This window comes from Nitrosomonas sp. Nm58, assembly GCF_900107335.1.
Taxonomy (GTDB): Bacteria; Pseudomonadota; Gammaproteobacteria; order Burkholderiales; family Nitrosomonadaceae; genus Nitrosomonas.
On record NZ_FNPQ01000001.1, the window covers coordinates 347,647 to 372,797 of the forward strand.

Annotated in this window: 22 protein-coding genes and 1 pseudogene; 10 read left to right on the top strand and 13 right to left on the bottom strand. The window is 44.3% G+C overall.

The genetic code is table 11. From position 1 onward, the window contains the following. The first annotated feature begins 118 nt into the window (after positions 1–118). Positions 119–1,477, top strand: coding sequence for a metalloprotease PmbA (gene pmbA, locus BLW34_RS01555; RefSeq protein ID WP_090574641.1), 1,359 nt, complete (start codon positions 119–121; stop codon positions 1,475–1,477). Between the two features lie 422 nt (positions 1,478–1,899). Here the strand turns inward: pmbA and BLW34_RS01565 are convergent, their stop codons facing one another. Continuing rightward, on the bottom strand, positions 1,900–2,127 hold the full coding sequence (locus BLW34_RS01565; RefSeq protein WP_090539282.1) for a sulfurtransferase TusA family protein: 228 nt from the start codon (positions 2,125–2,127) through the stop codon (positions 1,900–1,902). Positions 2,128–2,266: 139 nt separating this feature from the next. Here BLW34_RS01565 and argJ point away from each other — a divergent pair, with 139 nt between their 5' ends. Genes argJ through BLW34_RS01580 form a run of 3 tightly spaced genes read left to right on the top strand, consistent with a single transcriptional unit; the run spans position 2,267 to position 5,364 of the window. Continuing rightward, positions 2,267–3,496 carry a bifunctional glutamate N-acetyltransferase/amino-acid acetyltransferase ArgJ gene (argJ, locus tag BLW34_RS01570; protein ID WP_090574647.1) on the top strand — a complete coding sequence of 410 codons (1,230 nt, stop codon included), beginning with the start codon at positions 2,267–2,269 and terminating at the stop codon, positions 3,494–3,496. Positions 3,497–3,502: 6 nt separating this feature from the next. Beyond that, complete coding sequence (locus BLW34_RS01575; protein ID WP_090574650.1) at positions 3,503–4,384, top strand: ATP-binding protein; 882 nt, start codon at positions 3,503–3,505, stop codon at positions 4,382–4,384. Positions 4,385–4,413: 29 nt separating this feature from the next. Continuing rightward, positions 4,414–5,364 carry a Nudix family hydrolase gene (locus BLW34_RS01580; protein ID WP_090574653.1) on the top strand — a complete coding sequence of 317 codons (951 nt, stop codon included), beginning with the start codon at positions 4,414–4,416 and terminating at the stop codon, positions 5,362–5,364. A gap of 40 nt (positions 5,365–5,404) precedes the next feature. Here BLW34_RS01580 and BLW34_RS01585 read toward each other — a convergent pair whose 3' ends face one another. From BLW34_RS01585 to BLW34_RS01605, 5 genes are all read right to left on the bottom strand, one after another. Continuing rightward, the gene (locus BLW34_RS01585) at positions 5,405–5,605 is read right to left on the bottom strand and encodes a DNA gyrase inhibitor YacG (RefSeq protein WP_090574656.1); all 201 of its coding nucleotides are present in this window, start codon (positions 5,603–5,605) and stop codon (positions 5,405–5,407) included. Between the two features lie 12 nt (positions 5,606–5,617). Continuing rightward, positions 5,618–6,373 carry a cell division protein ZapD gene (gene zapD, locus BLW34_RS01590; protein ID WP_090539272.1) on the bottom strand — a complete coding sequence of 252 codons (756 nt, stop codon included), beginning with the start codon at positions 6,371–6,373 and terminating at the stop codon, positions 5,618–5,620. A gap of 106 nt (positions 6,374–6,479) precedes the next feature. Continuing rightward, complete coding sequence (gene coaE / locus BLW34_RS01595; RefSeq protein WP_090574660.1) at positions 6,480–7,100, bottom strand: dephospho-CoA kinase; 621 nt, start codon at positions 7,098–7,100, stop codon at positions 6,480–6,482. A 3-nt stretch (positions 7,101–7,103) separates the two neighbouring features. Next, the gene (locus BLW34_RS01600) at positions 7,104–7,964 is read right to left on the bottom strand and encodes a prepilin peptidase (RefSeq protein ID WP_177165912.1); all 861 of its coding nucleotides are present in this window, start codon (positions 7,962–7,964) and stop codon (positions 7,104–7,106) included. 33 nt (positions 7,965–7,997) lie between these two features. Next, positions 7,998–9,221 carry a type II secretion system F family protein gene (locus BLW34_RS01605; protein WP_177165913.1) on the bottom strand — a complete coding sequence of 408 codons (1,224 nt, stop codon included), beginning with the start codon at positions 9,219–9,221 and terminating at the stop codon, positions 7,998–8,000. 339 nt (positions 9,222–9,560) lie between these two features. Here BLW34_RS01605 and BLW34_RS01610 point away from each other — a divergent pair. Both BLW34_RS01610 and BLW34_RS01615 read left to right on the top strand, forming a co-directional pair. Beyond that, positions 9,561–9,718: pseudogene (locus BLW34_RS01610) on the top strand (transposase); the annotation flags it as partial. Between the two features lie 202 nt (positions 9,719–9,920). Beyond that, positions 9,921–10,205: a hypothetical protein gene (locus BLW34_RS01615; protein ID WP_090574663.1), complete on the top strand. Its 285-nt coding sequence runs from the start codon at positions 9,921–9,923 to the stop codon at positions 10,203–10,205. A 120-nt stretch (positions 10,206–10,325) separates the two neighbouring features. On the opposite strand, the gene BLW34_RS01620 is transcribed toward BLW34_RS01615, so the two are convergent. Continuing rightward, positions 10,326–11,243: an SDR family oxidoreductase gene (locus BLW34_RS01620; protein WP_090574666.1), complete on the bottom strand. Its 918-nt coding sequence runs from the start codon at positions 11,241–11,243 to the stop codon at positions 10,326–10,328. 43 nt (positions 11,244–11,286) lie between these two features. Between BLW34_RS01620 and BLW34_RS01625 the strand changes: the two genes are divergently transcribed. Next, on the top strand, positions 11,287–12,333 hold the full coding sequence (locus BLW34_RS01625) for a CDP-6-deoxy-delta-3,4-glucoseen reductase (RefSeq protein WP_090574669.1): 1,047 nt from the start codon (positions 11,287–11,289) through the stop codon (positions 12,331–12,333). A gap of 2 nt (positions 12,334–12,335) precedes the next feature. Here the strand turns inward: BLW34_RS01625 and BLW34_RS01630 are convergent, their stop codons facing one another. Genes BLW34_RS01630 through hemC form a run of 4 tightly spaced genes read right to left on the bottom strand, consistent with a single transcriptional unit; the run spans position 12,336 to position 16,052 of the window. Beyond that, positions 12,336–13,514, bottom strand: a complete 1,179-nt coding sequence (locus tag BLW34_RS01630; RefSeq protein ID WP_090574670.1) for a heme biosynthesis HemY N-terminal domain-containing protein — start codon at positions 13,512–13,514, stop codon at positions 12,336–12,338. A gap of 11 nt (positions 13,515–13,525) precedes the next feature. Beyond that, positions 13,526–14,290 carry a uroporphyrinogen-III C-methyltransferase gene (locus tag BLW34_RS01635; protein WP_090574673.1) on the bottom strand — a complete coding sequence of 255 codons (765 nt, stop codon included), beginning with the start codon at positions 14,288–14,290 and terminating at the stop codon, positions 13,526–13,528. A gap of 13 nt (positions 14,291–14,303) precedes the next feature. Continuing rightward, a complete protein-coding gene (locus BLW34_RS01640; protein WP_256203521.1) occupies positions 14,304–15,092 on the bottom strand; it encodes a uroporphyrinogen-III synthase in 789 nt (262 codons plus the stop codon). A gap of 9 nt (positions 15,093–15,101) precedes the next feature. Beyond that, positions 15,102–16,052: a hydroxymethylbilane synthase gene (gene hemC, locus BLW34_RS01645; protein ID WP_090574676.1), complete on the bottom strand. Its 951-nt coding sequence runs from the start codon at positions 16,050–16,052 to the stop codon at positions 15,102–15,104. A gap of 122 nt (positions 16,053–16,174) precedes the next feature. Between hemC and ppc the strand changes: the two genes are divergently transcribed. Together ppc and BLW34_RS01655 are read left to right on the top strand one after the other, a co-directional pair. Continuing rightward, positions 16,175–18,973, top strand: a complete 2,799-nt coding sequence (gene ppc / locus BLW34_RS01650) for a phosphoenolpyruvate carboxylase (protein ID WP_090574679.1) — start codon at positions 16,175–16,177, stop codon at positions 18,971–18,973. 89 nt (positions 18,974–19,062) lie between these two features. After that, the gene (locus BLW34_RS01655) at positions 19,063–21,048 is read left to right on the top strand and encodes a GumC family protein (RefSeq protein WP_090574682.1); all 1,986 of its coding nucleotides are present in this window, start codon (positions 19,063–19,065) and stop codon (positions 21,046–21,048) included. A 150-nt stretch (positions 21,049–21,198) separates the two neighbouring features. Here BLW34_RS01655 and BLW34_RS01660 read toward each other — a convergent pair whose 3' ends face one another. After that, positions 21,199–22,644, bottom strand: coding sequence for a DUF3482 domain-containing protein (locus tag BLW34_RS01660; protein ID WP_090574685.1), 1,446 nt, complete (start codon positions 22,642–22,644; stop codon positions 21,199–21,201). A gap of 2 nt (positions 22,645–22,646) precedes the next feature. Beyond that, positions 22,647–24,038, bottom strand: coding sequence for a DUF2868 domain-containing protein (locus BLW34_RS01665; RefSeq protein WP_090574687.1), 1,392 nt, complete (start codon positions 24,036–24,038; stop codon positions 22,647–22,649). A 244-nt stretch (positions 24,039–24,282) separates the two neighbouring features. Between BLW34_RS01665 and BLW34_RS01670 the strand changes: the two genes are divergently transcribed. Continuing rightward, entirely contained in the window at positions 24,283–24,990 is a 708-nt protein-coding gene (locus BLW34_RS01670) for a type 1 glutamine amidotransferase (protein ID WP_090574691.1), read from the top strand. The last annotated feature ends 161 nt before the right edge of the window (positions 24,991–25,151 follow it).

Below are 25,151 nucleotides of genomic sequence, written 5' to 3' on the forward strand. Positions count from 1 at the left end.
TGTAATGCGATAACGATAAGCTGCTATCATAACGCTCTTTGAGAGCTAAACTGATTAAATTTCCCTTAAAATGATCATATTGACTTCATCGTAAGTTGATTTTCATAAAACCAATTATATGAATAACGATATTTCGTCATCTCAACATTTTTCTTATCCCTTTGAAGTACTTCAGCAGATTGCGCGCGATATTCTGGGTCATGCCAAGAAAGGGGGGGCAAGTGCATGTGAAGCCAATGTGTCTGATGGCTGTGGATTAAATGTCACAGTCCGGCAAGGTACTGTGGAAACCATTGAGCACGCCCGCGACAAAGGCTTGTCTGTGACAGTGTATATTGGCCAGAAACGCGGTCATGCAAGTACCTCAGATTTTTCTCCACAAGCCATCGGCGATACAGTTGCAGCTGCACTTTCCATTGCCCGGCACACATCTGCAGATGATTGTGCGGGACTGGCTGATGCGGAGTTGTTAGCAACCTCATTTCCTGATCTTGGCTTGTATCATCCATGGGAATTGTCAGTTGAACAGGCAATTGAACTTGCACAGGGTTGCGAAGCAGCGGCGCTTGCAGCTGACAAGCGCATTACTAACTCGGAAGGAGCGACTATTTCTATCAATACTTCCCGGTTCGTGTACGCGAATAGTCATGGATTTGCAGGGGGATATCCTCTTTCGCGACACAGTATTAGCTGTGCGGTCATTGCAACAGAACATGATAATATGCAGCGTGATTATTGGTATAGCGTGGCACGTGACGCAACTGACCTAGAATCTATCAATGATGTGGGTAAAAAAGCAGGGATGCGTAGTATCGCTCGCTTGGGCGCAAAAAAAATTGCCACATGTGAAGTGCCAGTGTTATTTGAAGCCTCGATTGCTTCCAGCCTGATTGGGCATTTTACTCAAGCTGTAAGCGGTGCGAGTCTTTATCGTAAGTCATCATTCTTGCTGGACAGCATGGGAAAACAGGTATTCTCTCCAGATATTCAAATACGTGAATTGCCCCATATCAGAAAGGGGTTGGCAAGTTGTGCATTTGATGATGAGGGGGTCGCCACCCATGAGCGAAGTGTCGTTGAGAGCGGGATCGTACAAGGGTATTTTCTCGGTAGCTATTCTGCGCGCAAGCTTGGTTTGCGTACGACCGGCAATGCGGGAGGCAATCATAATCTGGTTCTGGAAAACGCCACACCGCTACCGTTTCTCGATTTGCTCAAGAAAATGGACAAAGGTTTGCTCGTAACGGAATTACTCGGCCATGGTGTGAATGGAGTAACGGGAGATTATTCACGAGGTGCTACCGGTTTCTGGGTGGAAAATGGCGAGTTATGTTATCCAGTCGAGGAAATTACTATCGCTGGCAATTTAAAGGAAATGCTACGTGGAATAGTGGGGGTGGGTAGTGATAGGATTGTGCGTGGCTCTAAGCAGTGCGGGTCGCTGCTGATAGAGCGTATGACGGTTGCTGGGCATTAAATGGAGCTGCGGAAGGGGACTTGAGGCTTGTGAGCAAATATTGATCAATGCTAATGAAATTCTGGCGTCAATTTGAACGGAGAGTGGGCAGGTTTTCTGAGACTGTAGATACCGTCTTTTAAGTCAAATAATTTTTGGATAATTTGCGTGATTTATCGAAGTAATTACTCGTTACTTTTTCAGGTGGACTCAATTGCCATGCAGGAGCTGGAACGGCAGTTATTTGCGGGTCCTCTGCTCATTAAGTGTTCTGTTTTAGTTTGGCATACTTGTCGCATGAATTTGCAAGCTTCTTTTTTGATGCTCCCATTGGGTTCCGCAGTATTTTACTTGCGCGATGTTATGTTGCTCATTTTCTTCAGCTATTAGCATTGCTGATCATTATTTTTTCAGAGATCATTTCATTTGTCTGATGAAAAGCCTCATTTCTTTTTTAAGTAAAATAAAAATTCGCCAGTCGTTTCAGCTAACGATAATAGCTGATTGCCCGTTTGTTCGGCAAAGACCTGAAAATCAATGACAGAAGCAGGATCGGTGGCGACAATTTTCAGTATTTGTCCATGGGCCATCTCTGCCAGAGATTTTTTAGTGCGTAGTATAGGTAATGGACAGACGAGTCCGCGAACATCGAGTTCCTTGTCAAAATTCATACTTCTCCTTTTGTGTAAGAAAAATTTTATTTAATTTTACCGGGCATAGCATGAGGTGCCAAATAGGCCGATTTCAGATTGTTGTAACTTCCAGTTCAAGATACGTTACGATAATACGTTTTTTTAATCATTTTATTGTATGCCAGTTAATATTCCTTCCTTGCTACCTCAACAATTGTTACCGATTCAGGGTGTATCACTAGGTGTAGCTGAAGCAGGGATCAAACGGCCTGATCGTAAAGATCTTTTGGTTATGGTGCTTGATGGAAATGTGGAAGTGGCGGGTGTTTTTACAAAGAACCGCTTTTGTGCTGCGCCAGTCGTAGTAGCTAAGGAACATCTCTCTGTTGCCGGCTCAATTCGTGCATTGATCGTTAATACCGGGAATGCCAACGCCGGTACCGGAGAAGAAGGTATCACCCATGCTCATGCAACCTGTGCAGCCCTGGCTAAGTTACTTGGCTGTCAACCGCAGCAAGTATTGCCGTTTTCCACAGGTGTGATTATGGAGCCATTACCGGTTGAGAGAATCATTGAGGGCTTGCCGCGAGCATTGAGCAACCGTAAATCTGATAATTGGTTTGCCGCCGCGCAAGCGATCATGACGACCGATATTGTTCCTAAAGGGGTTTCCAGTCAGATTCAGATCAATGGTGCCACGATCACGATAACCGGCATTGCCAAGGGTTCGGGTATGATTCACCCGAATATGGCCACCATGCTCGGGTATATCGCAACCGATGCCAATATTTCCCAATCGCTACTACAGGAGATGGTGCGTCATGTTGCCGATCATTCCTTCAACCGTATTACCGTAGATGGTGATACCTCTACTAACGATGCTTTGCTATTGATAGCAACTGGCAAGGCAAACCACTCGCAGATTGTCGATCGGGAAAACCCAGAATTTAGCTTGCTGCAGAATGCAATCATGGGAGTAGCTATACAACTGGCTCAGATGATTGTACGAGATGGTGAAGGCGCAACCAAATTTATCACGGTGCAGGTAGAAAAAGGAAGAACGCTGGAAGAATGTTCTCAGGTGGCTTATGCAATTGCTCATTCGCCATTAGTTAAGACGGCTTTCTTTGCATCTGATCCTAATCTGGGGAGAATCCTTGCTGCTATTGGTTATGCCGGCATAGACGGTCTTGATGTTAACGATATTCAGCTTTATCTCAATGAAGTGTTGGTTGCAGAGCAGGGTGGCAGAGCAAAAAGCTACTGTGAGCAGGATGGTCAGCGTGTGATGAGGCAATCTGAAATCACGGTACGAGTGATATTGAATCGTGGAGCAGTCACAACCAAGATATGGACATGTGATTTTTCTTACGACTATGTGAAAATCAATGCAGATTATCGTAGTTGATTGATTATGAATGAGCTTGATTTGTTCCATGATCGCTTAGATAAGCTGCTTACTCGTATCGAGAATGTGCTTCCTGCCAGGCAAGCTGATGCTGATCTTAATTCCGCGATCGCATTCCGATGGCGCAAAGACGCCAATGCGGGCTATATTCAATCTGTTTCCCATCCACATAACATCGTACTTGATGCATTGCAAGGCATTGATGAGCAAAAGCAGCTTATCGATCAAAATACGCATCAATTCGTATTGGGTTATCCTGCCAATAATGTCCTACTGACTGGAGCGCGCGGTACAGGAAAATCGTCTTTGGTAAAAGCATTGTTAAACAAATACGCAAGCAAAGGTTTGCGCTTGATCGAAGTGGAAAAACACAACCTTATTGATTTGCATGATATCGTTGAGCGGGTTTATCAGCGGCCAGAACGCTTTATTTTATATTGTGATGATTTATCATTTGAAACCGATGAGCCAGGCTATAAAGCGCTGAAAGTCGTTTTGGATGGCTCTATTGCAACGACCTCCGATAATGTGCTCGTTTATGCCACTTCCAATCGCCGACATCTGATACCTGAGTTTATGCGGGACAATCTTGAAGCGCGCCATATCGACGGAGAGATCCATCCGAATGAGTCTATTGAGGAAAAAATTTCCTTGTCAGAACGTTTCGGTTTGTGGCTATCGTTTTATCCTTTTGATCAAGAGCAATACTTGGAAATTGTCCGTTACTGGCTCGCTTTTTACAGTATCAGGAAAATGACAGCTCTGATACGGGAAGAAGCGTTGCGATGGGCGCTTGCGCGTGGCTCGCGAAGTGGACGAGTAGCTTGGCAATTCGCTCGAGATTGGACTGGAAAACAAAAGCTGCTTTGTCAGCGACCCTTCCAGTAATAACTCGTAATTTGTTGACAAGTAATCTTATGGTTCAATCTATTCCATTTGTTGAAGTGGTGGCTGCGGTCATCATTCGACCAGATGGTCGTTTTTTGCTTACAAGCAGACCAGAAGGAAAACCTTATGCGGGGTATTGGGAATTTCCTGGTGGGAAAATTGAAGCGGGCGAATCGGCTTTACAAGCGATTACCCGGGAATTACAAGAAGAACTCGGTATCCAAGTCGAGCAAGTTTACCCCTGGATCACACGGGTATTTACTTATACGCATGTGACTGTTCGTCTGCATTTCTACCGTGTGGTTGAATGGTATGGTCAACCATTCGGGCGCGAGAATCAGGCGTTGTCCTGGCAAACAGTCGATAATGTATCGGTAACACCTTTGTTGCCAGCTAACCTTCCGGTGATACGGGGACTTGCTTTGCCACCAGTGTATGCGATTACTAACGCATCAGAGCTAGGTGAAGAGGCCATGCTATGCAAGCTTGAGCATGCTTTTCAGCAGGGCTTGAAGCTTTTGCAGATTCGCGAGAAGTCGATGACTAACGATAGGTTTCGATGGCTAGCAAGCGAGATTATCAGACGTGCGCATACATTCCAGGCTAGGGTGGTCATCAATAGCGATATTTCGCTTTCTCGGGAATTGGGCGCAGATGGCGTTCATTTAACTTCTGCGCAGCTCATGTCGCTGACTAAACGACCCGATGTAAATTGGTGCGGTGCTTCTTGTCATAATGCCGAGGAGCTTTATCAGGCAGAGAGCATCGGAATGGATTTTGTAGTACTAGGTCCTCTATTGCCGACGTTAAGCCATCCAGGATTACCTGCATTAGGCTGGCGAAAGTTTTCCTCCCTGATACGCGATTACTCTTTGCCAGTCTATGCGTTAGGTGGTTTAGTTCATGCTGATTTGGCTATTGCCCTGGAACAAGGGGGGCATGGTATTGCCATGATGCGGGATATTTGGGTAGACGAATGAATGTTATGGTTTGATCTTATTCCACTACAGAAATGTAACATCAACTAAAGCTACCTGGTTTCTTGTCAATAATCACGGATTCTTCTTCCTGCTCCGTCTCCGATATACGATAAGATTCTGTCGCCCATTGCCCTAGATCATGCATTTTGCAACGCTCAGAGCAGAATGGGCGATAGCGGTTTGTTGTATTCCAAGCTGCTGCCTTACCACATTGAGGACAGTTAACAACGGTTTGTTTCATTGCTTCATGGGGTTACAAATTACAGTAAGTTAGTTCAAAATCAATGTCTTCTTCGTAGACATTAATTTTCTGATCGGATCCAAACGGAATAAAACGTATATTGAGTGCATATTTATTGGCACTGATTTCAGGTACGCATGGAAATTCTTTATCGATTTTCAGGCGCAGCATTTGTGCTAAGAGACCCGAATCAGTTTGCTGAAATAAACCTTGGTAAGCAGTATAGTGAAAGGTTCTTCCACTATTTCTTAGCAGTTTTAATATTGTATTAAAACCGCTGCGAATGGGTAATAGCGGCGTGATCCACTCATTAAAATCATGATGGCGCATTTCAGGCGCTACACTTAACCAATAGTGGTAGGATGGTAAATCAAACTCACATGCTCCGCCTAGGATACTCATGCGCTGTTTAATGCCCATCAACCATTCATTGTCACGTAGATGTCCGCCTATTCGACCAGGAATATTGAGTAAATCTCGGAATGTGACTTTAATGTCATTGAGCACATGGTTTAATGCTTCTTCAGAAATTTCCGGATTCTTGCGTAAACCTTCCAGCAAACTTCTTTGTCGTTCCAGTTCTTGCAGTAAATCCGATTTAAGATCGGCGCGGCTGGTCACATCAAGAATCTCAAATAACGCAACAAGCGCAGCGTGATGTTCGGTCGACGTGTCGCGCGCTGAAAAGAAATCAACTTTGTTAAACAAAACTTCAAGTCGCAGCAATGTGCGAATACGTTCATTGAGGGGGTGTTCGTAGCAAATCACGGTAATTATGAAACATGGAGTATTAATAACATATCAGAATCATACCCCATGAAACATCATTTCTGTATGAAAGTTTGATTCTTTTAGCCAATTGTATCGGCTTTGGTTAAACAGGTTTGTTTAATTTATCTATTGATAAAGCAAGATATTTTAGATGTAGCGTTTCGACCTGTTTATACAAATAATCAAGGTCTCGGTCATTGACAATGATGTCATCAGCTTGCTCTAGACGTTCTTTCCGCGAAATTTGTGTTGCCATGATAGCGCGCACTTTCTGTTCGTCCAATTTACTGCGTGCAATCGTACGTGAAATCTGTAATTGTTCAGTACAATCGATGACCAAAATTCGATGGATTAGCTTTTGGAATACGTTTGTTTCCAGCAGCAGTGGTACAACAACGATGATATAAGCAGAAGTCGCTAAGCTAACGCGACGTATCACTTCATGGTAGATAAGCGGATGTAGGATGGCCTCAAGTTTATTTCTGAAGATCGGATTTGAGAACACCAGCTCACGCATTTTATTTCTATCCAGAGAGCCATCTTTTGCAATAAAATCCATGCCAAATGTTTTTTTAATGGTATCCATTGCTTTACCTCTTGACAGAGTTAATTCGTGTGCGATTTCATCCGTATCGATAATGTCAATACCATACGTTGCGAAGAATTTTGTAGCGCTGGATTTACCACAACCAATGCCTCCAGTTAATCCGATGATCAAAGGCATGCACTAAAATAAGCCAAGATACGCGTGGTTGATCTTATTTCCCCAGAATAAGGCGATTAGGCCTCCTCCGGCAAGATAGGGGCCAAACGGGATCGTGGTGCTTCTCTGGTGCTTTTTAAGAATTATCAAGAAGATACCTATTATTCCTCCCACAAACGAGGAAAACAGAATGACTAATGGCAGCATCTGCCAGCCTAGCCACGCGCCAATTGCAGCAAGTAGCTTGAAATCACCGTAGCCCATACCTTCTTTCCCGGTAATGAATTTGAAGCACCAATAAACTGTCCACAGAATAAGGTAGCCGGCAACTGAACCGATGATAGCTGATCGAATATCAATAAAACCGTTACCCAAATTAAATAAAAGCCCAATCCAGAGTAAAGGTAATGTAATAGCATCCGGTAATAATTGCATGTCGAGATCAATGAAGGTAAGCGCAATCATTGCCCAAATAAAGATCAAGGTAGCGATAGCAGGCAGGCCGAATCCGAAATGCCATGCGGTGAAGCCGCTCATCGTGCCCGTCAGTACTTCAACGATGGGATAGCGAAGGGAAATACGCGTATGGCATTGAGAACAGTATCCTCGAAGGAATAGATAACTGATAACAGGAATATTTTCGAGCACGGAAATTCTATGTCCACACTGAGGACAAATGGAGCGAGGGGTCACAAGATTGAATGCTGGTAAATTATGAGTGGTTCCTCCGTGTAATTCAGCGCATTGCTGGTGCCATGCCCGTTCCATCATTTTGGGTAGTCGATGAATGACTACATTTAAGAAGCTTCCTATCATTATTCCAATGATGGCGCTGAAAGTAATGAAAAGAGCGGGTGTATTCTGAAGAGAATCGATCAGTGTCATATATTGTTTAAGAGATGAGTTCTATGCCAGGAACTAGCCAACAACCTGGCCCATTTTGAAGATAGGTAAGTACATTGCGATAACCATCCCTCCGATGAGTGTGCCAAGAACTACCATGATAATCGGTTCCATCAAACTTGAGAGGGCTTCCACTGCATTATCTACTTCTGCTTCAAAGAAATCAGCGATCTTGCTTAACATGGAATCCAGTGAGCCAGATTCTTCTCCTATCGCTACCATTTGTAGAACCATATTGGAAAACACGTTTGTTTTTGTCATCGCATCTACCAGACTACTTCCCGTAATAACTTCTACCTGAATATTTTTAGTGGCATCAAAATAAACATGGTTTCCTGCAGCGCCAGCGACTGAATCCAATGCTTCAACCAATGGGACACCTGCAGCAAACATGGTAGAAAGTGTGCGAGACCAGCGTGCAACGGTGGCTTTCCTGATAACATTCCCAAAAATAGGTAATTTCAAGACAAGTTGGTCCATGATCCGTTGCATAGTATTTGAACGCTTCCATGCATAAAAGAATGCATAAAGGCTAAGCCCTATCCCACCAAAAATTGCCCACCAGTAATCGACAAAGAAATCCGAGATAGCCATGACCATCAGCGTTGGGACTGGGAGATCCGCTCCAAAACTATGAAATAATTCTTTGAACGCAGGAATGACGAAAATCATGATAACTGCTGTAATGATAAAAGCAACAACAATAATTGATATGGGATAAAACAATGCAGATTTGATTTTTCTCTTGATCGCCTGAATTTTTTCCTTATAAGTCGCTAAGCGATCCAGCAAGTTGTCAAGAATACCGGCTGCTTCACCTGCCGCAACAAGGTTACAAAACAGGGAGTCAAAGTAGAGCGGGTATTTTCGAAATGCATTTGCTAGACTATTCCCGGTTTCAACATCCATTTTTATATCCATCAACAGTTTGCCAACCGCACGGTTACTGTGTCCCTTACCTACGATATCAAAAGCCTGTAACAGGGGAACGCCAGATTTCATCATGGTGGCGAGTTGACGCGTAAATAAAGTAATGTCTTTGTCACTGATTGTTCCATTTGATTTGGTTTTGGTAACTTTAGTGGCGCGGATGCCTTGACGGCGCAGTGCAGATGTGACGACGACGGCACCTGCTGCTCGCATCTCCCCTTTAACCACTTTGCCAAATCGGTCTTTGCCTTCCCATGAGAAACTAATTTCCTTGATTTTCTTATCTGAACGTGCCGCCACAGTTGACATAACAACTCCTTGTTAACCCAATTTTATTAATATTTCCACAATATTTTAAGAGCTGATGCGCTTACTAATTTCATTAAAAGTAGCGCCAGAAATGGATTGATTCGATATTGGGTTATAACGACAATTGTTATAGATTTGCTTAGATTTAAATTTGAATGATTCTGATTAACTTCTATTCGTAGAGCGAATTACATCACTGTAAGTGTTCATTGAGGCTGTAGAAAATTTGTTTTCCTCTTTCCCCTAGGGTCTGTTGGCGTTTTGAGGTAAGTATTTCATAAGTCGAAGTAAACTCTTAATATTGAGAGATTTTTACACCACCCACAAAATGAGTTTGCGATGCCCCGACTGATGCTCAGTGATAAGTTCTGGTCGAAGCTAGAGAAGATTCTGCTTCAAGAAGCCATTTATAACAAGCGCAATTTGCGCATGACAGTATAGAAGGTATGTTGTATCGAATGCGGGTTGGGTGCCTGTGGCGAGACTTGCCGAAGGCATAATCCAAGGCTGCATAGTGTGGGTACGGTGGATGAGACATCCAATCATCTGGGATGCGCAAGCCCACGGCCCAGGTTCTGAACAGGCGTTCTTAATGGCTGGGGGTGAATGCTGCAGAATCTTTGTGCAACGCTGTCACTGCGATTGCAACCGATGCAGGCTATCACTCTGAAGTCAACGTAAAAGATTTAGCACACATAGATGCGTACATTTCCCGACAACGGCTACCGTCAATATGATGAACGTTATGCTGGTCAGGCTGCCTACAAAAGTAAGCATGAGCCATTATGGAATAAAGCTAAACAGGAAAAGAAAGCTTCGTGTTTTATCGCTGCGAATTTTCAATTAGCTGACGATCACAACCATTGCACCTGCCCGGCAAGTAAACGCTTATATCGTAATGATCGCGGTCATGCGCCTAAGGGGGTTATATTGCTATCCGGCTTCGCGCCGCTGCATAGGATTACGTGCCTGCGAGCGACGTGATGAATGTCTGTGCGTACGCTAGAAAAAACACACGCGCATTTTTGCGGGATAAGCAGCCAAGCCGGAAAGTCTCCTCGACAAAATTTGGTAATTTACCAAACAACAAACGCTTAAATCGTTCTACTCTAGTAGCATCACTTCGTTAGATTCATGTTGGATTGTCTTAGTGATACCGATAGCGACGGTAGGATAAAGTAGTTTGATGCGTAGCTCTTGTTTAATGCGATTATTTGTCAAGCGCCGTGATTCATTCATAAATGACATTAGGTTAGGCGATATATATTTATTTGCTTGATAGCGCGGAATTCTTGGGGGGCGTGGCAAACCGAAGTAATCAGCTACAAGATCAAAATAGTCACCCATTTTTAAATGGGAATCATCACTCGCGTGGTAGACTCTACCTGATTTTCCATGATGAAGTGCGGCAGCAATGATGCGAGCAAGATCATCAGCGTGGATATGGTTGGTATAACTGTCTTCATCTGCTGAAAGTACAGGTGTATGTTGCCTTAGGCGTGCAAGAGGCAGGCGATCAGCTGCATAAATTCCAGGCACGCGGAGAATGGAAACCTGCACATCGTTGCGTAACCCCCAATTTCTAATTTGACTTTCCGCATTAACGCGTCGCCATGCGCGTTCATTAGTTGGGTTGAGTGGATGGTTTTCACTTACCCAGCTACCCTGGCAATCACCATATACTCCACTGGTACTGATATAGATTAGCCGATGTGGTAGTATTCTTCTTTTTACTAAAGTCCCTCGGGTCAGAGCTGCTAACAGATGGGTCGTACGTAGATCTTTTAAACCATAACTAGGTGGTGGGGCTAAATGGAGTACTGCGTGTGCGATTCCCGCTAGTTTATCAAGACTGTCGGGCTGATCAAGATCACCGAGTATGGGTGTGATTGCGTGGGCACGTAACTTGCAGATATTTTCCGGTTTTCGACATAAACCTAGTAGCCGGTAGCGTTTATGTAGTAATGGCGCCACACGGAAGGCGACCTTACCACATCCTACAATCAAAAGCGTTTTTTTCATTATTACTTATTTTATCAATAGTTTTTCGTTTACTCACAAGAAAATGCCGTACCAAATCATTATTAAGCCGAGTAATCATATTTTTACTGTAGAGCCTGACGAAACGATACTTGGAGCTGCGTTGCGGCAAGGGCTTTCACTTCCTTATGGTTGTCGTAACGGCTCATGTGGAGCATGTAAGGGAAAAATCATACAGGGTATTGTTGATTATGGCAGATATAATCAAGAAACGCTCACTGATGCCGAGAGGCAGCATGGCGTAGCACTATTCTGCTGTGCTCAGCCGTTATCTGATTTGGTTATTGAATGCCGTGAAGTAGATGCTATCAGGGATATTAAAATCCGAATAATGCCAAGCCGTGTACATAAACTAGAACGTGTTGCGCCCGATGTAATGATCATTTACTTGAAATTACCTACAAACGAGCGATTACAATTTCTGCCAGGTCAATACATCGATATTCTATTGAAAGATGGAAAGCGTCGAAGTTTCTCGTTGGCAAACGCACCGCACGATGACGAGTTTTTGCAGATCCATGCTCGTAACTATCCTGGGGGCGTATTTTCGGAACATGTTTTCTCGCATATGAGAGAGAGGGATATTATTCGTTTCGAAGGCCCACTAGGCTCTTTTATGCTACGTAATAACTCGGTTGATATCCCGATCATTTTTCTTGCGAGTGGTACTGGCTTTGCCCCTATAAAAAGCATGCTCGAGCATATTTTCTATACTAAAAATATGCATGAGCATAACAGAAAAATGACGCTTTACTGGGGAGTACGTACGAAGGCAGATCTTTATCTGGAGAAATTAGCAAAAAAGTGGGAACAACAACATAAAAACTTTACTTTCATTCCGGTATTGTCGAATGCACTACCTACAGATAACTGGATCGGTAGAGCCGGATTGGTTCATCAAGCTGTCCTTGAGGATTTCGAGAGCTTGGTAAATCATCAAGTATACGCATGTGGTTCACCGCTCATGATTAGAGCGGCTTATCAAGATTTTACACAGCTAAGAAATCTGCCAGCAGATAGCTTCTTCTCTGATATATTTGCGCCTTCAACCAATACTCCTCCTGTCATATAAATTTAAGTATTTAATTTTTTTAATGTGATTCCTAATCCTTGCTGATAATGATCCGCAGCTAGTTCATGTTTATCTAGCTTTTCGAATAATTGCGCTAAAGCAAGATGAGCGGCACGGCTTGGCTCGATCGATAAGCTCGCTTCCAGATAGTTCTGCGCCTTACCCCATAATTCACAGTAGGTGCATAATTTCCCTAGTGTTAGTAATAATTCAGCATTATTGGGATGCTTTCTTAGCCAACCTTCCGCTCGCTGAATTTGCCAACTTACACTGCCATCTAAGCATTTTCCATAAAGTGAAATTAGCTCGGGATCTGGTCTGGTATCAATACTTTGTTCGATAATTTTTTGAGCGATTGATACCTCATTCAATGCCATATAAGCGCGAGCTGCAGTTGCAGCTAATCTACTATCGAGTTTTTCTGCGGGAGACAAATTGCTCCAATATCTATTAAGTAATTCTAAATTCGATCCATTTTTCTTGATATTTTCTAAATGAGCGCGATGCTTGATTTGTTCAATTAGTGTCTTATCAAAGGGATGGCGTTTCTCAAGAATATCTGTCAGCTCCAGGACTGCAACCCAGTTTTGGGCCATCTGTTGCGCTTTCAACTCCAATTGAAGAACAGCGGTGCTTTGTAGTCCGCCCGCTGAATAAAGGGACTGTAAGGCGCTCAAGGCTTCTTCATGACGTCCCTCTTCAAGCAATAGCTCTGCTTGAGTTATGAACCTTAATGCTCTCTCCTGAGGGGCTTTTGCTTCTGAAGCATCTAGATATTTGTCACGTTGTGAGTAATTTGCTTGTTGATGTGCTGCACGTGCCGCAATAGCAGCGTTAATCGCGCTAATGAGAGGGGGGCTTTTTAGTTTTAATACTGCTGCAGCGGCTTTTTCAGCTTTATCATATTGTTCTTCAAAGAAAGCTTTTAGAGCGGCGAGTGTTGTTTCATTTATTTTCTTCTGGTTTAAATGTTTATTCAATCCAGATACTTTTATAATAAGCCTGAGTAACAGATAGAAAATAAAGAAAGCAGCAATCAATAAAACGGCGAAAATATTAATCGTGAGTTCAATTCTGTAGGGCGGCACTACAAATAATACAGAACCATTGTCATATTGGGCGGCGATCACAACAGCTACTGCCGCAGCAAATAGAGTTAACACCCAGAGCACCAATTTCATTCACCCTCTCCTCATTGTATTAGCTGATAATTGCGCACTGTATCAAGACGTTTTGAAACATTTGACGTTGCTTCACCAATTGTATAACTATGTAGTTGATCTAATTGATTGAGTAGGTCAATGACAGACCCTGCCTGTTTGTCATAATGGTGATTGATCCAATTTATCGCCGTTTCTAGATTTTCCTGGAAGCTTGTTTGATCATGGGAAAGAAGGGAAGATTGCGCCAATACTAGCTGTAGTTTTATATTCTCTTGTAAGAGCTTGCGCTGAGAAGGAGATAATAACTCAATTCCTGGATTGTCAACCTTTTGAACAATTACAAATTGTTGAAGATCTTGCCAAACATCGTTTATGAATTTATACCAGCGATTATTTTGTGGTGGTATGAGCTGTTCCAGAGAAAAATCAACTTTAATCAAATGAGTATCCATTGCAAAGGGGAGTGCATCAATCTTTTCAATCAGATTCAAGAGTTTTTCTATCATTTCTTGTTGATCTTGAGATGCAATAACCTCAGCACTCAGCTTATTAAACTGCTTTTGGTTTTTTTCCTTAGCTGCTTGTACTTCAGCAATAAGCTGACGTGGTTTCTTGCCAAAAAAATCAACATTGCCCATGTATTCAGCTATGGATCGTTGAATACCGGTGATGTGGTCCCGCCTATCCACCCATTGCCCTGCCAAGATAGCAATTGTTATAAAAATAATAAAAAATAGGACAGATGTGATTCGGTATGATGATTCTGGTGGAGCCGTTTTAATCTCTCTATTCATGATTTTCGAGAAGCTATGTTTGATTTCTAATTGACAGAAAATATTCCAGCAATCCCTGTACTAATCCATCATCTCCAGCGGCAGTAACATGCACGTTTGTAAGCCCAAGTTCTTTTGCGACATGAGCGATTCGTTCATGAGCAGTAAACAAAGGCGTTTCTTTTAGTAATTGTTGGCCAACTTTACCCACCATGTCAAATAAATTATGCAGCCCTTCACTGCTTGTTATTGTGACAGCATGTAAAGCACTACTTGACCAGTGATTTAACAGTAAGGAGGTGTCTGTTTTAGGCTTATCGCGACGATAGCATTCGATGTATTCTAATCGAGCGCCTCGTTGAACTAATGTATCACCTAATAATCTTCGCCCCTTGTTCCCACGAAAAATAATAATGTGTTTATTCAGTACCTGCTGTAATTCCGCCATCTCGAGCAAGGCTTCACTGTCATGGCGATGGGTAGGTACAATAATGTCGTTTACGCCATACTGTCTGAGCTTGTTAGCGCTTCCTTCTCCTACCACGGCGATTTTCAGGTTGGGTGGTAATGTTCTGCTGGCCTGGATCAGGTGCATTGCTTTATCCACAGCGTTTGGGCTGACAAAAATGGCCAGGTCAAACTCAGTGAGGCGGTCAATAGCTTCTAGAAGTGGCTGGGGATCCTTTGTATCCGATATTTCCAGGACGGGAAGTAGTATCGGGTTGCCACCCATTTCCTTAATTTTATTAACCAGATAGGTGGCTTGATGTGCCGGACGTGTGACTAAAACATATAATCCTGAAAGTGGTAGCGTTTCAGACAAGTTGCACCTTTAATCACGAGATTGTGCTAGGGTAGCTAAAATTTCATCAGCGCCTTGTGCCTTCAGGTTCTGTGCCAATTGCTGTCCAAGGGCAACACCTGCTTCCGGTTTACCGCATAATTCATCGCTGATCATTTTTGTTCCATCGGGATTGGCTACAAAACCACGTAAAGTGAGTACACCATCTGTGATTCCTGCAAATCCTCCTAGCGGCACTTGGCAGCTTCCCCCCAGTATGCGGCTCATCGCCCGCTCTGCTTCAACGCAATATGCTGTCTCGGCATGATGTAATGGTTGCATTAGTAATGCCAGGTCAGCTCGGTCGTTACGGCATTCTATGCCGAGCGCGCCTTGTCCTACTGCAGGCAAGCTGACTTCAGGTTCGAGTAGTGAGGTAATCCGGTAAGTCAGCCCCAGACGTTTTAGTCCAGCTGCAGCCAGAATGATGGCAGCGAACTGGCCCTCATCCAGTTTCCGTAGTCGTGTTTGAACGTTCCCGCGCAAGGGCCGCACTTGCAGATGCGGAAAACGTGCACGCAATTGAGATTCGCGCCTTAGGCTGGAAGTTCCAATTATGCTGCCGGCTGGTAATTCATCAAGTTGAGCATACTGATTTGAAACAAAAGCGTCACGAGGATCTTCGCGTTCAGTGATGGCAGCCAGCATGAACCCTGGTGGCATGTTCATCGGCACATCTTTCATGGAGTGAACTGCAATATCTGCACGACCATCTTCCAGTGCTTGTTCGAGTTCCTTGATAAATAATCCTTTGCCTCCAATTTTTGAGAGAGAGATATCAAGAATTTGATCACCTTGTGTGGTCATGCCAAGTATGTTGATTTCGGTTTGCGGGTATAATTCGTATAACTGCTCCCGAATAAAATTTGCTTGCCACATGGCAAGAAGACTTTCCCGTGAAGCAATGGTAATTTTAGAAGAAGGGGTAGATGAATTTGACATTGATCTTAATATGAAAAGATTGCAAAACTTTCAAATACTAATCATTTTAGCATGGCTGACTATAATATGGCTTATAGCATGCATGAATAACCAGGGTTTTATTAGAGGGGAGAGATATTGAGATGAGTTCCGACGCCGGCGTAAGCGATTATTCTGACAATAGTGTGGGTGAGGAAAAGGATAAGCCTTTACGTGATGACATTCGTATGCTTGGACGCATGCTGGGGGATACTTTACGGGAGCAGGAAGGAGACGCGGCGTTTGAATTGGTCGAAACCATTCGTCAAACGGCAGTGCGCTTTCGTCGTGAGCAGGATCCTAAAGCGCGGCAGGAGCTTGACGCGATTCTGAATCGATTAAGCAATAAGGCCACTATTGCCGTGGTTCGTGCATTTAGTTACTTTTCACTGCTTTCCAATATTGCGGAAGATCTACACCATAACCGTCGCCGGCGTGCTCATTTGCGTCAAGGATCTTCACCCCAACCTGGTAGTGTCACTCTGGCGCTGGAACGTGTGCTGGCAAGTGACATAGATAACGCTCACTTGAGTAATTTTTTTGCTAAAGCAATGGTGTCGCCGGTATTGACGGCTCATCCTACAGAGGTTCAGAGGAGAAGCATACTTGATTGTCAGTTGACTATTCAGCGTTTATTGCAAGAACGCGATCGTATCCAGCTTACTCCTAACGAATTGCGCCACAATGAAGAAGCGTTGCGTGCTGCCATTCAGATTTTATGGCAAACCCGCATGCTACGATCAGTACGCCTTACCGTTCATGATGAAATCGAGAATGGCCTAATTTACTACAGCTACACCTTCCTGAGTCAGGTGCCTTATATTTATGCAAAGATCGAGGATTTGCTTGAGCGACATATGAAGGGAAATGCTCCTCGTGTCGCATCTTTTCTGCGTATTGGAAGTTGGATAGGTGGAGATCGCGACGGAAACCCGTTTGTGACGCATCAGGTCATGTTGCATGCAGCAGAGCGCCATGCAGCGCTGGTATTGGATTTTTATATGGACGAGGTTACCAAGATTGGGCGAACCATGAGCTTGGCTGAGCGTCTGATCAACGTAACTGACGAACTTGAGCAATTAGCGGCGACCTCGCCGGATATTCCTGCCAGTCGCATCGATGAGCCCTATCGGCGAGCCTTTCTTGGTATTTATGCGCGGCTAGCTGCAACCAGTCAACGGCTTGGGCTTGCAGTGATGCAACGGCAGCAAGTTGATCCAACGGAACCTTATGCAGATAGCGCAGAGTTTGTTCATGATCTTGATACCGTGATCAATTCACTCAAGCAGCATAAATCGGATTGGTTGGCGCGGGGAGCGTTGCGGAATCTGCATCGGGCTGCCGACGTGTTTGGATTCCACCTGGCGCCGCTAGATATGCGGCAGCATAGCAAAGTGCATGAGCAGGTTATTGCAGAGTTATTTGCGCGAGGCACGCATCGGAATAATTATCTCGAGCTGTCGACCGCTGAACGTAAGGAATGGTTATTAGCGGAAATTTGCAGCTTGCGGCTACTTCATTCACCCTATTTAAGTTACTCTGATGCAACACAAGGCGAGTTGCGGATTTTGCAGATGGCAGCAGAAATCCAGCGCCGTTTTGGTCACGCCGCGCTGCCGAATTATATTATTTCCATGGCCACGGGCGTCGTCAATGTGCTGGAGGTAGCGTTATTATTAAAAGAGGTTGGTTTACTCCAGGCTGGCGAGAAGCCGCAGCTGGGTCTCAATATTATTCCTCTGTTTGAAACCATCGAAGATTTGCACAGTTGCAGCAGTATCATGGATGAATTATTTTCATTGCCATACTACCGCAAGCTGTTGGATTCTCGCGGGAATGTGCAGGAAGTGATGCTCGGTTATTCGGATAGCAACAAGGATGGCGGTTTTCTTACATCCAACTGGGAAATATACAAAGCTGAAATCGAGTTGACGAAAGTGTTTGCCAAGCATAAGGTGGAACTACGCTTGTTTCACGGACGGGGCGGCACTGTGGGAAGAGGTGGAGGTCCTAGCTATCAGGGGATCTTGGCGCAGCCACCGAAAAGCGTTAATGGGCAGATACGGTTGACTGAACAAGGCGAGGTGGTGGCGAGCAAATATACGGATCCTGAAATAGGCCGGCGCAACCTTGAAACGCTGGTCGCCGCAACGATTGAGGCGACATTACTGAGCCAGGATGTCATTCAGGAAAATGCGCCCCGCTATTGTCAAGTGATGGAAACACTCTCATCCCATGCATTTGCTGTCTATCGGAATCTGGTATATGAAACGCCGGGTTTCAAGCAATTTTTCCAGGAATCCACTCCGATTCGGGAGATTGCTGGATTGCATATCGGCAGCCGGCCTACCTCCCGTAAACCTTCTGACCGGATTGAAGACTTACGTGCCATACCATGGGTGTTCAGCTGGAGTCTCAATCGCACGATGCTTCCCGGATGGTATGGTTTTGGCTCGGCGGTTGAAGCATTTGTTCAGCAAGAGCAACTTGAAGCAAAAGGATTAGCATTGCTGCAGGAAATGTATCGCAATTGGCCATTCATGCAAACATTGTTGTCGAACATGGACATGGTATTGGCAAAAACCGATATGGGCATTGCTTCACGATACGCTGAATTGGTTACCGACATTACACTGCGGGAGCAGATTTTTGGGCGTATCCAGACAGAGTGGGAGCGTAGCATAAAATGGTTGTTTGCAATAACGGATCACACCGAGTTGCTGCAGGAGAATCCTACTTTGTCACGTAGCATTCGTATTCGTTCGCCTTATATCGATCCGCTTAATCATTTGCAAATTGAATTGCTGCGCCGTTATCGTGCAGGCGATGATGTAGAGCAAGTACATCGCGCCATTCATCTTACGATCAATGGCGTCGCAGCGGGGCTTAGAAATAGTGGCTAAGGTTATGACATTCGCAGTAACAAGGATAAGAGAGCTAGTGATTAAAAGTTTATTCTGTTAATAGTCAAATCAGGAGAGGGATATCCATCATGCAATATCGTACCCCGCAAATAGACATCACCCCGGCTGGAAATGAGCATGCACTCCCTTCTCCGGATCGGCCGCCGTGGTTAGGGTCAAAGAGACTAATAATTTTTATCATTGCATTCCCAGTCTGCGCCTTAATTACGTTGAGCTATGTGTTTAGCCGCCCAGCGATTTATCTTAGTTACGCTACCTTGCTAACGGTAGCTGAAACGGCTATTGATCAAAGAAGCAGTGATGCTGATATCCAACATGTTGCTATTCAGAAGCAGATACTTTTTGGAGCGGAATTGCTAGCTGAAACAGCAAAACGACTCCAATCACATCACGATCTTAAAGGTAATGCCAGTAATTTAACCGTTGCAGACATTCGTAACATGCTGGATGTAAGATCTGTAGTCAATACTAATTTAGTAGAGATGGTTGCTGAAGGATCTGAGCCCGATATTCTTCCAGCGCTCATCAACACTTGGATAGATGTTTATCTTCAAGCAAGAGCTGAAGAAATCTCCAGATCCATGGGTACCACAGCTCAGATGCTTCAAGCTGAACTGGCAGGATTATCCGAAAAAATTGATCTAAAGCGTGCTGAACTAGAGCAATTCAGGGAAAACAACAATATCCTTTCTTCAGGGCGCGAAGAAAATGAGGCATTAGCGCGATTAAAAGGACTGAATGATTCATTGAATAAAGCAAGTGAAGAAGAGGTCAAGGCAAAAGCGAAGCTCGACTCGATCAAGAAAGCAATTTCCCGAGGTCAGACAGTTGTTCCCAAGGAAGATACGCGGACGCTCAGTTTGCTTGAAAATCGCGCCCAGGAGCTGCGAGAAGAATTGGAGGAGCTAGACAGGCGTTTTACTCGCGAATACATGGCATTAACCCCCTCTTTGAAGGTCATTCCAGAAAAATTGGCTAATTTGCAAGCAGAAATAGAGCGTATGCGTAAAACAGGCCAGGATATTGTTATTTCCGAAGCAGAGCAAGAGTATGCGGCGGCTAGACAAACAACCCAAGCTGTCCGTGAGCAACTTGAAGAGCATAGAAGAAAAGCGGCTGAGTTCACAGCACGATTTGCTGAACATGAAGCGCTGAAGAATGACCTTGAGGGAATGGAGAAACTTTTTCGTGAAGCACAGGAACGATTAGTGCAAATTGAAACCAAGTATGCTGGCAAGTATCCTCAAGTCAATGTTGTTGAATGGGCATTCTTGCCGCATAACCCCATTAGACCGGATTATCGACGAGATGCGATTATTGCCATTGTGGGTTCGTTATTATTTGCTCTTTTTTGTGTGTGGATGGTCGAATTTCTAACTCGTAGAGAACGGGCAAAACTAGCGATCAACCTGTCAGGCATTCATGTATACGGTAATGAAGACTCTTCCCGCGAAGCGATTGATCGATTGCAGTTTTCGCGAGAAACCCTGGCGCAATCACATCAATATGCGCTCAAGCGTCCCCTAACAACGGAAGTATCCCCTGGACGGATCGATGCGCTTCTCAGGACCGCAAATAAAAAAGAGCAGCAGCTGGTGGCATTGTTATTGAGTGGACTAACCTTGGAGGAGATTGCTGCCCTGCAAGCTGTGAATATCGATCTTGAGAATGATGAGCTGGTAATTAGCGGCACCTCTCCTAGGAAGATTCCATTAAATCCTTTGCTAAAAACACTGTACCTTGATGTAGGGTATTGTCTAGTGAGTCCATCCGGACAGGCGCTTACCCAGGATGATCTGGCAGCATTATTGACTTGCGCCATTGTCGATGCAGGGATGTCAGTTGCAGATGACATTTCGGCAGCTTCGCTTCGTTATACCTATATTGCTTATCTAGTTAGACAGGGTGCTCGTCTCTCAGATCTTGAAAAAATCGTAGGTTATATCCGGCCGTCTGAGCTATCCACTTACAGCATGTATTCTCCAGCAGGTTCCAAACGAGAGATTCACGAGATCAATTTACTTTACCCTGTGCTGGTGCAGCACAAGAAATGAAAGTTTGTGAATAAATCTGTTGTGGATCCTGATGCCTGCATTGAGCAGTCTCGTGTCTTCGGTTTATTTGTTTGATATGTAGTATGACCAAAACGCATTGCTGTGTTCGAATCCGCCATCTTCTCGGAAGACTGTTCGTCGCAGGTTTTTTTACATTTTTACAGGCTCAAGATGGTTTGGGTCGTTACCTAGTAGTGCTTTGATCAGCTTAGATTCAATATCTTGATATTGTGGATTTTGATTCCGAGAAGTAGAAGGCTTATACCATACAGGGTTTTGCTGAAGAATGCTGATAATATCAGGCCAATCATGAGGTAATTCTCCTGAAGCGGAGATGGTGGCAGTATCGATCTGGTCTGCATGGTAAGCAGCATGACCACGATGCATCAGTTTTGCCAGCAATTGATACTGGCGTAGATAGAGTATTTGTAGCGTGTTTTCATCTACACACAACCATTGCGTGCCTTGAATTTTTGCTTTGATCTCCTTGCCATAGCGTTTGAATGTTGACCAGCCAGTGCCCGCGATCGCACCTAGGGCGCTGGCTGCACCTAAACTTAGTCCGCCTACCATCAAATCGATTCCTGCTCCTGCTGCAGCACCTTTGAGCGCAGCACTCCCAACATCAAGACCATATGACTTGAGTACGCCGGGAGCGAATATATCAAGCTGCCATCGGCCATTACTGACAGGGATTTTTTGGAGAGCGATGTCTTTTTCTGAGAAATTAAAAATGGCTAGCAAATCCCCCAAACAACTTTGCTCAGCTTTTCTTACGAAGTCCTTTAATTTTTGAGCAGCGGCTAAATTTACAGTGTTATCGCTCTGACTACATTTGCTCTCACGATAGCAGGCAATAGACACAATCAGATCAACGATGCGCTTGGCGGCTGATAGGCAAAGTTGATCCCATACCTTAGCCCGATAGTTGATGAGTTTTTGCAATCTGTCATAGTGTAGCTCCACCAGACTTTGTATTTTCTGATACAACCGCTTCTCAGCTTCAAAGGAAAACGCAACAGTGTCGAATTCTAGCGAGGCATGAATATTAAAAGCGGCCAGCTTTTTGCGCCAGATGGCGAGCTCTTCTGTATGTTCAGCAATGAAATTGAAGATCGGGATGATGGGTTTCATTGCTTTGCTGAGTATCTCGATCTCAATCAGATACTTCTCCAATACAGGCTCACGCACATCGATAACGTACAGCAATACATCACTGCGTAATACTTGCCTAATTACCTTGGCTTCTTGCTCTAACGGATCATCGATCGGTGTGGTTGAGATGAACTTTTCCAATATTTCAGCTGCTGAAAGTGATTTATGCTGAGAGCTGATTGATTTAAGTTGCCTCGATAGCGCATGAGAATCTTCGATGCCCGGGGTGTCATGTAAATTAAGTATGGCTTCATTACCAGCAAAAATAGTTGCACGTTCAACATGACGAGTGGTTCCTGCGCCATCTTCAATTTTGCCAAATTGAGTGCTTCGCAACATGGTACGAATCAGCGAGGTCTTGCCCGTATTGGTGTGACCCACAACTGCAATATTCAGCAATGAGTAAATATCCTGGAGTGATGCCTCGTTTGCTACTTTCATAGTTATTGAGTGATAACGTGTTCAGCAGAGATGGCGCATGCCTCAGCCATTCTAAACCATGCGAGTTTACGTGTGTCTGCAACGGGAATGGCTGCGCGACTGCGCAATAAAATCAGCCAGACTTCCCCCGAGGTATTGGCGATCAGCTCCCTGATAGTACGCTGCACTCCTCGATCAGGTAGTCGATGAGCGGCCACACCAATCAACAACGAGCCATCAAATTTTTTGATTACTTTAGCGGCTTCCGAAAATGATGTCTGATCGATGACGTTTTTGCTACAGCTCATACCATTTGGCCAGATGATATGATCATCAAGTTCAATGCCAATTGCGAGTGCATTCTGCGGTATTCCCCGGCCAAGTTTTCGAGGAGCAGTAATCGTTTTTTCTATGACTATTTGGGGATCTGCATCAATGACGCTCGACTCGAATTCGTGCGCCATTAAGCGTTGCCGTAAAGTAATATAGTAAGGTAAATAAAGATCCAGCTTGAAACGATGCTCAACCAGTTTTTGCATTAACACAGAAACCAGCAGTAATGCCAGGCGAGGCAGAATACCATAGAGTAATAAGGCACCTAACAAAAATTTGGCCCATGCGCTTCTTGTTTCTGCATCTTGTATAGCCGCACCCACTCGGCTTGCCGCAATCTGGTAGCTATCCGGGGGAATCAATCCAAAAAATTCCATGGGCTTGCTCAGCAATTGAGTCAGTTCGGGCAGGCTACTTTCTGGCAGCAATGTAGTTCCCCAAATAAAGTCGTATTGCTTCGCCATCATAAGCAGTATCAATAAGGCCATACCAGTCGCCAGATAAGTCAGCCAGAATTGATGAGTGAGCACGCTGATCCGCCATTTGCCGACCGCACCAGTCAAACAGGTCTCCCACCAGCCACGTGCTGCAAGTGAAGAAATCGAGTCACTTTCCTTTTCCTTGTGACGATAGGGCAACCAGCAGATCAGCTGAGCGATGACTCCTGCGCTCAATCCTTGTAAATTGAATGAAATGCCTGTCATCCATAGCATGATGGAAATCAAATTGAAGCCGAGTAAAACTGCTAATAACCAGTATATGTTCAACGTTGAGGATTCGCCTACCGCATTAGCTGCTGCTAATGCGCCCAGAATCGCAGCGACGATCAAACTTGCTCGGCTGGCACGTATAAATAGTTTTTGGGGGTGTTGTAATGTTGTCGCTAGCGCATTGTCCTGAATCAGATGCCGAGCACGGATTGTTAGTCGTTTTAGAAGAACAGTGTAATTGAAATCAGTGGCGGCATGAGTTTCCATCTCAGCGATACTTGTGTATGACAGTGCTTCTGCTTTGCTCGTTTCAATGTGGCGCAATTGCTCTAAACGAACCAGATCAGAGAACGTATTATTTTTTATTGTCATAACTGTTGATTTCAAAGAATGGAGAAACAGAGTGTTGTTCCTCTTGATCTGTTAACCTGATTATAGCGTCATGTAGCCATACTTCTAAAGGCAAATGACAATCGATTAAATTGAGTTTGAAGAAAGTGAACGTACTTATTTCCTTATACAAAAGCATTTAAAAGTACAGTCAGAAGAAAGGAGTCAATGGAAAAAAGCTACAATTAGCAGTAAGAGATTTGTTATCACCAGAAAGGTTATTGCCATGAAACCAGTTGCAATTTTCAGATTTTTTCCTATCGAAGGACCTGGCTATTTTGCCACATTTCTCGATAACAATCATATTCCCTGGCAGCTAATCAGCGTCGATCAAGGAGAGTGTCTTCCTGCGGATATTAATCTATTTAGTGGTTTGGTTTTGATGGGAGGTCCCATGAGTGTCAATGATAATTTGCCCTGGATTGAACCTGTGCTTGTCCTGATCAAGCAAGCGGTAGCTAATGATGTGCCTGTATTGGGGCATTGTCTGGGTGGACAACTCATGTCCAAGGCGTTAGGAGGTATTGTTGAGGCTGGTCCTATTAAGGAATTGGGCTGGGGAAACGTTAACGTGACAGATAATCCGGTTGCCTATGAGTGGCTAGGGGATTTAAAGGAATTTGAATCATTTCACTGGCATGGGGAAACATTTTCTTTGCCTGCTGGGGCAATATTACTGCTTTCCAGCGCTTACTGCAAAAATCAGGCGTTTGCATTGGGAATCCATTTGGGGATGCAGTGTCATGTGGAGATGACAGAAGACATGGTGCGCAGCTGGAGTAAAGTCAATGCTGCAGAAATTGCACAGAACTTGACGAGTCCCGCAGTCCAGTCAACTGAGACAATGCAAGCGAATCTAGCGTCCCGAGTATCAATACTGAATACCGTTGCCGACCGACTATATGGCAAATGGATCTGCGCATTGAAAAACTGAAGACCCCTTGTTCTGAACTCAATGTGTCGTTTTTTTTAGATAACGCAGCTTTAGTAATCAGAAAATCTCTCAAGAAACACAATATATCCACATGATTAGTTGAATGATTTTTTAAGTTGATTGAGGAGCGGGAACGAGTTGCATACCAAGTTTTTCAGCGC

Bases quoted from the DNA above. Each gene is read 5' to 3' on its own strand.
- pmbA (WP_090574641.1), top strand. From the start codon at position 119: ATGAATAACGATATTTCGTCATCTCAACATTTTTCTTATCCCTTTGAA.
- BLW34_RS01565 (WP_090539282.1), bottom strand. From the start codon at position 2,127: ATGAATTTTGACAAGGAACTCGATGTTCGCGGACTCGTCTGTCCATTA.
- argJ (WP_090574647.1), top strand. From the start codon at position 2,267: ATGCCAGTTAATATTCCTTCCTTGCTACCTCAACAATTGTTACCGATT.
- BLW34_RS01575 (WP_090574650.1), top strand. From the start codon at position 3,503: ATGAATGAGCTTGATTTGTTCCATGATCGCTTAGATAAGCTGCTTACT.
- BLW34_RS01580 (WP_090574653.1), top strand. From the start codon at position 4,414: ATGGTTCAATCTATTCCATTTGTTGAAGTGGTGGCTGCGGTCATCATT.
- BLW34_RS01585 (WP_090574656.1), bottom strand. From the start codon at position 5,605: ATGAAACAAACCGTTGTTAACTGTCCTCAATGTGGTAAGGCAGCAGCT.
- coaE (WP_090574660.1), bottom strand. From the start codon at position 7,100: ATGCCTTTGATCATCGGATTAACTGGAGGCATTGGTTGTGGTAAATCC.
- BLW34_RS01600 (WP_177165912.1), bottom strand. From the start codon at position 7,964: ATGACACTGATCGATTCTCTTCAGAATACACCCGCTCTTTTCATTACT.
- BLW34_RS01605 (WP_177165913.1), bottom strand. From the start codon at position 9,221: ATGTCAACTGTGGCGGCACGTTCAGATAAGAAAATCAAGGAAATTAGT.
- BLW34_RS01615 (WP_090574663.1), top strand. From the start codon at position 9,921: ATGCGTACATTTCCCGACAACGGCTACCGTCAATATGATGAACGTTAT.
- BLW34_RS01620 (WP_090574666.1), bottom strand. From the start codon at position 11,243: ATGAAAAAAACGCTTTTGATTGTAGGATGTGGTAAGGTCGCCTTCCGT.
- BLW34_RS01625 (WP_090574669.1), top strand. From the start codon at position 11,287: ATGCCGTACCAAATCATTATTAAGCCGAGTAATCATATTTTTACTGTA.
- BLW34_RS01630 (WP_090574670.1), bottom strand. From the start codon at position 13,514: ATGAAATTGGTGCTCTGGGTGTTAACTCTATTTGCTGCGGCAGTAGCT.
- BLW34_RS01635 (WP_090574673.1), bottom strand. From the start codon at position 14,290: ATGAATAGAGAGATTAAAACGGCTCCACCAGAATCATCATACCGAATC.
- hemC (WP_090574676.1), bottom strand. From the start codon at position 16,052: ATGTCAAATTCATCTACCCCTTCTTCTAAAATTACCATTGCTTCACGG.
- ppc (WP_090574679.1), top strand. From the start codon at position 16,175: ATGAGTTCCGACGCCGGCGTAAGCGATTATTCTGACAATAGTGTGGGT.
- BLW34_RS01655 (WP_090574682.1), top strand. From the start codon at position 19,063: ATGCAATATCGTACCCCGCAAATAGACATCACCCCGGCTGGAAATGAG.
- BLW34_RS01660 (WP_090574685.1), bottom strand. From the start codon at position 22,644: ATGAAAGTAGCAAACGAGGCATCACTCCAGGATATTTACTCATTGCTG.
- BLW34_RS01665 (WP_090574687.1), bottom strand. From the start codon at position 24,038: ATGACAATAAAAAATAATACGTTCTCTGATCTGGTTCGTTTAGAGCAA.
- BLW34_RS01670 (WP_090574691.1), top strand. From the start codon at position 24,283: ATGAAACCAGTTGCAATTTTCAGATTTTTTCCTATCGAAGGACCTGGC.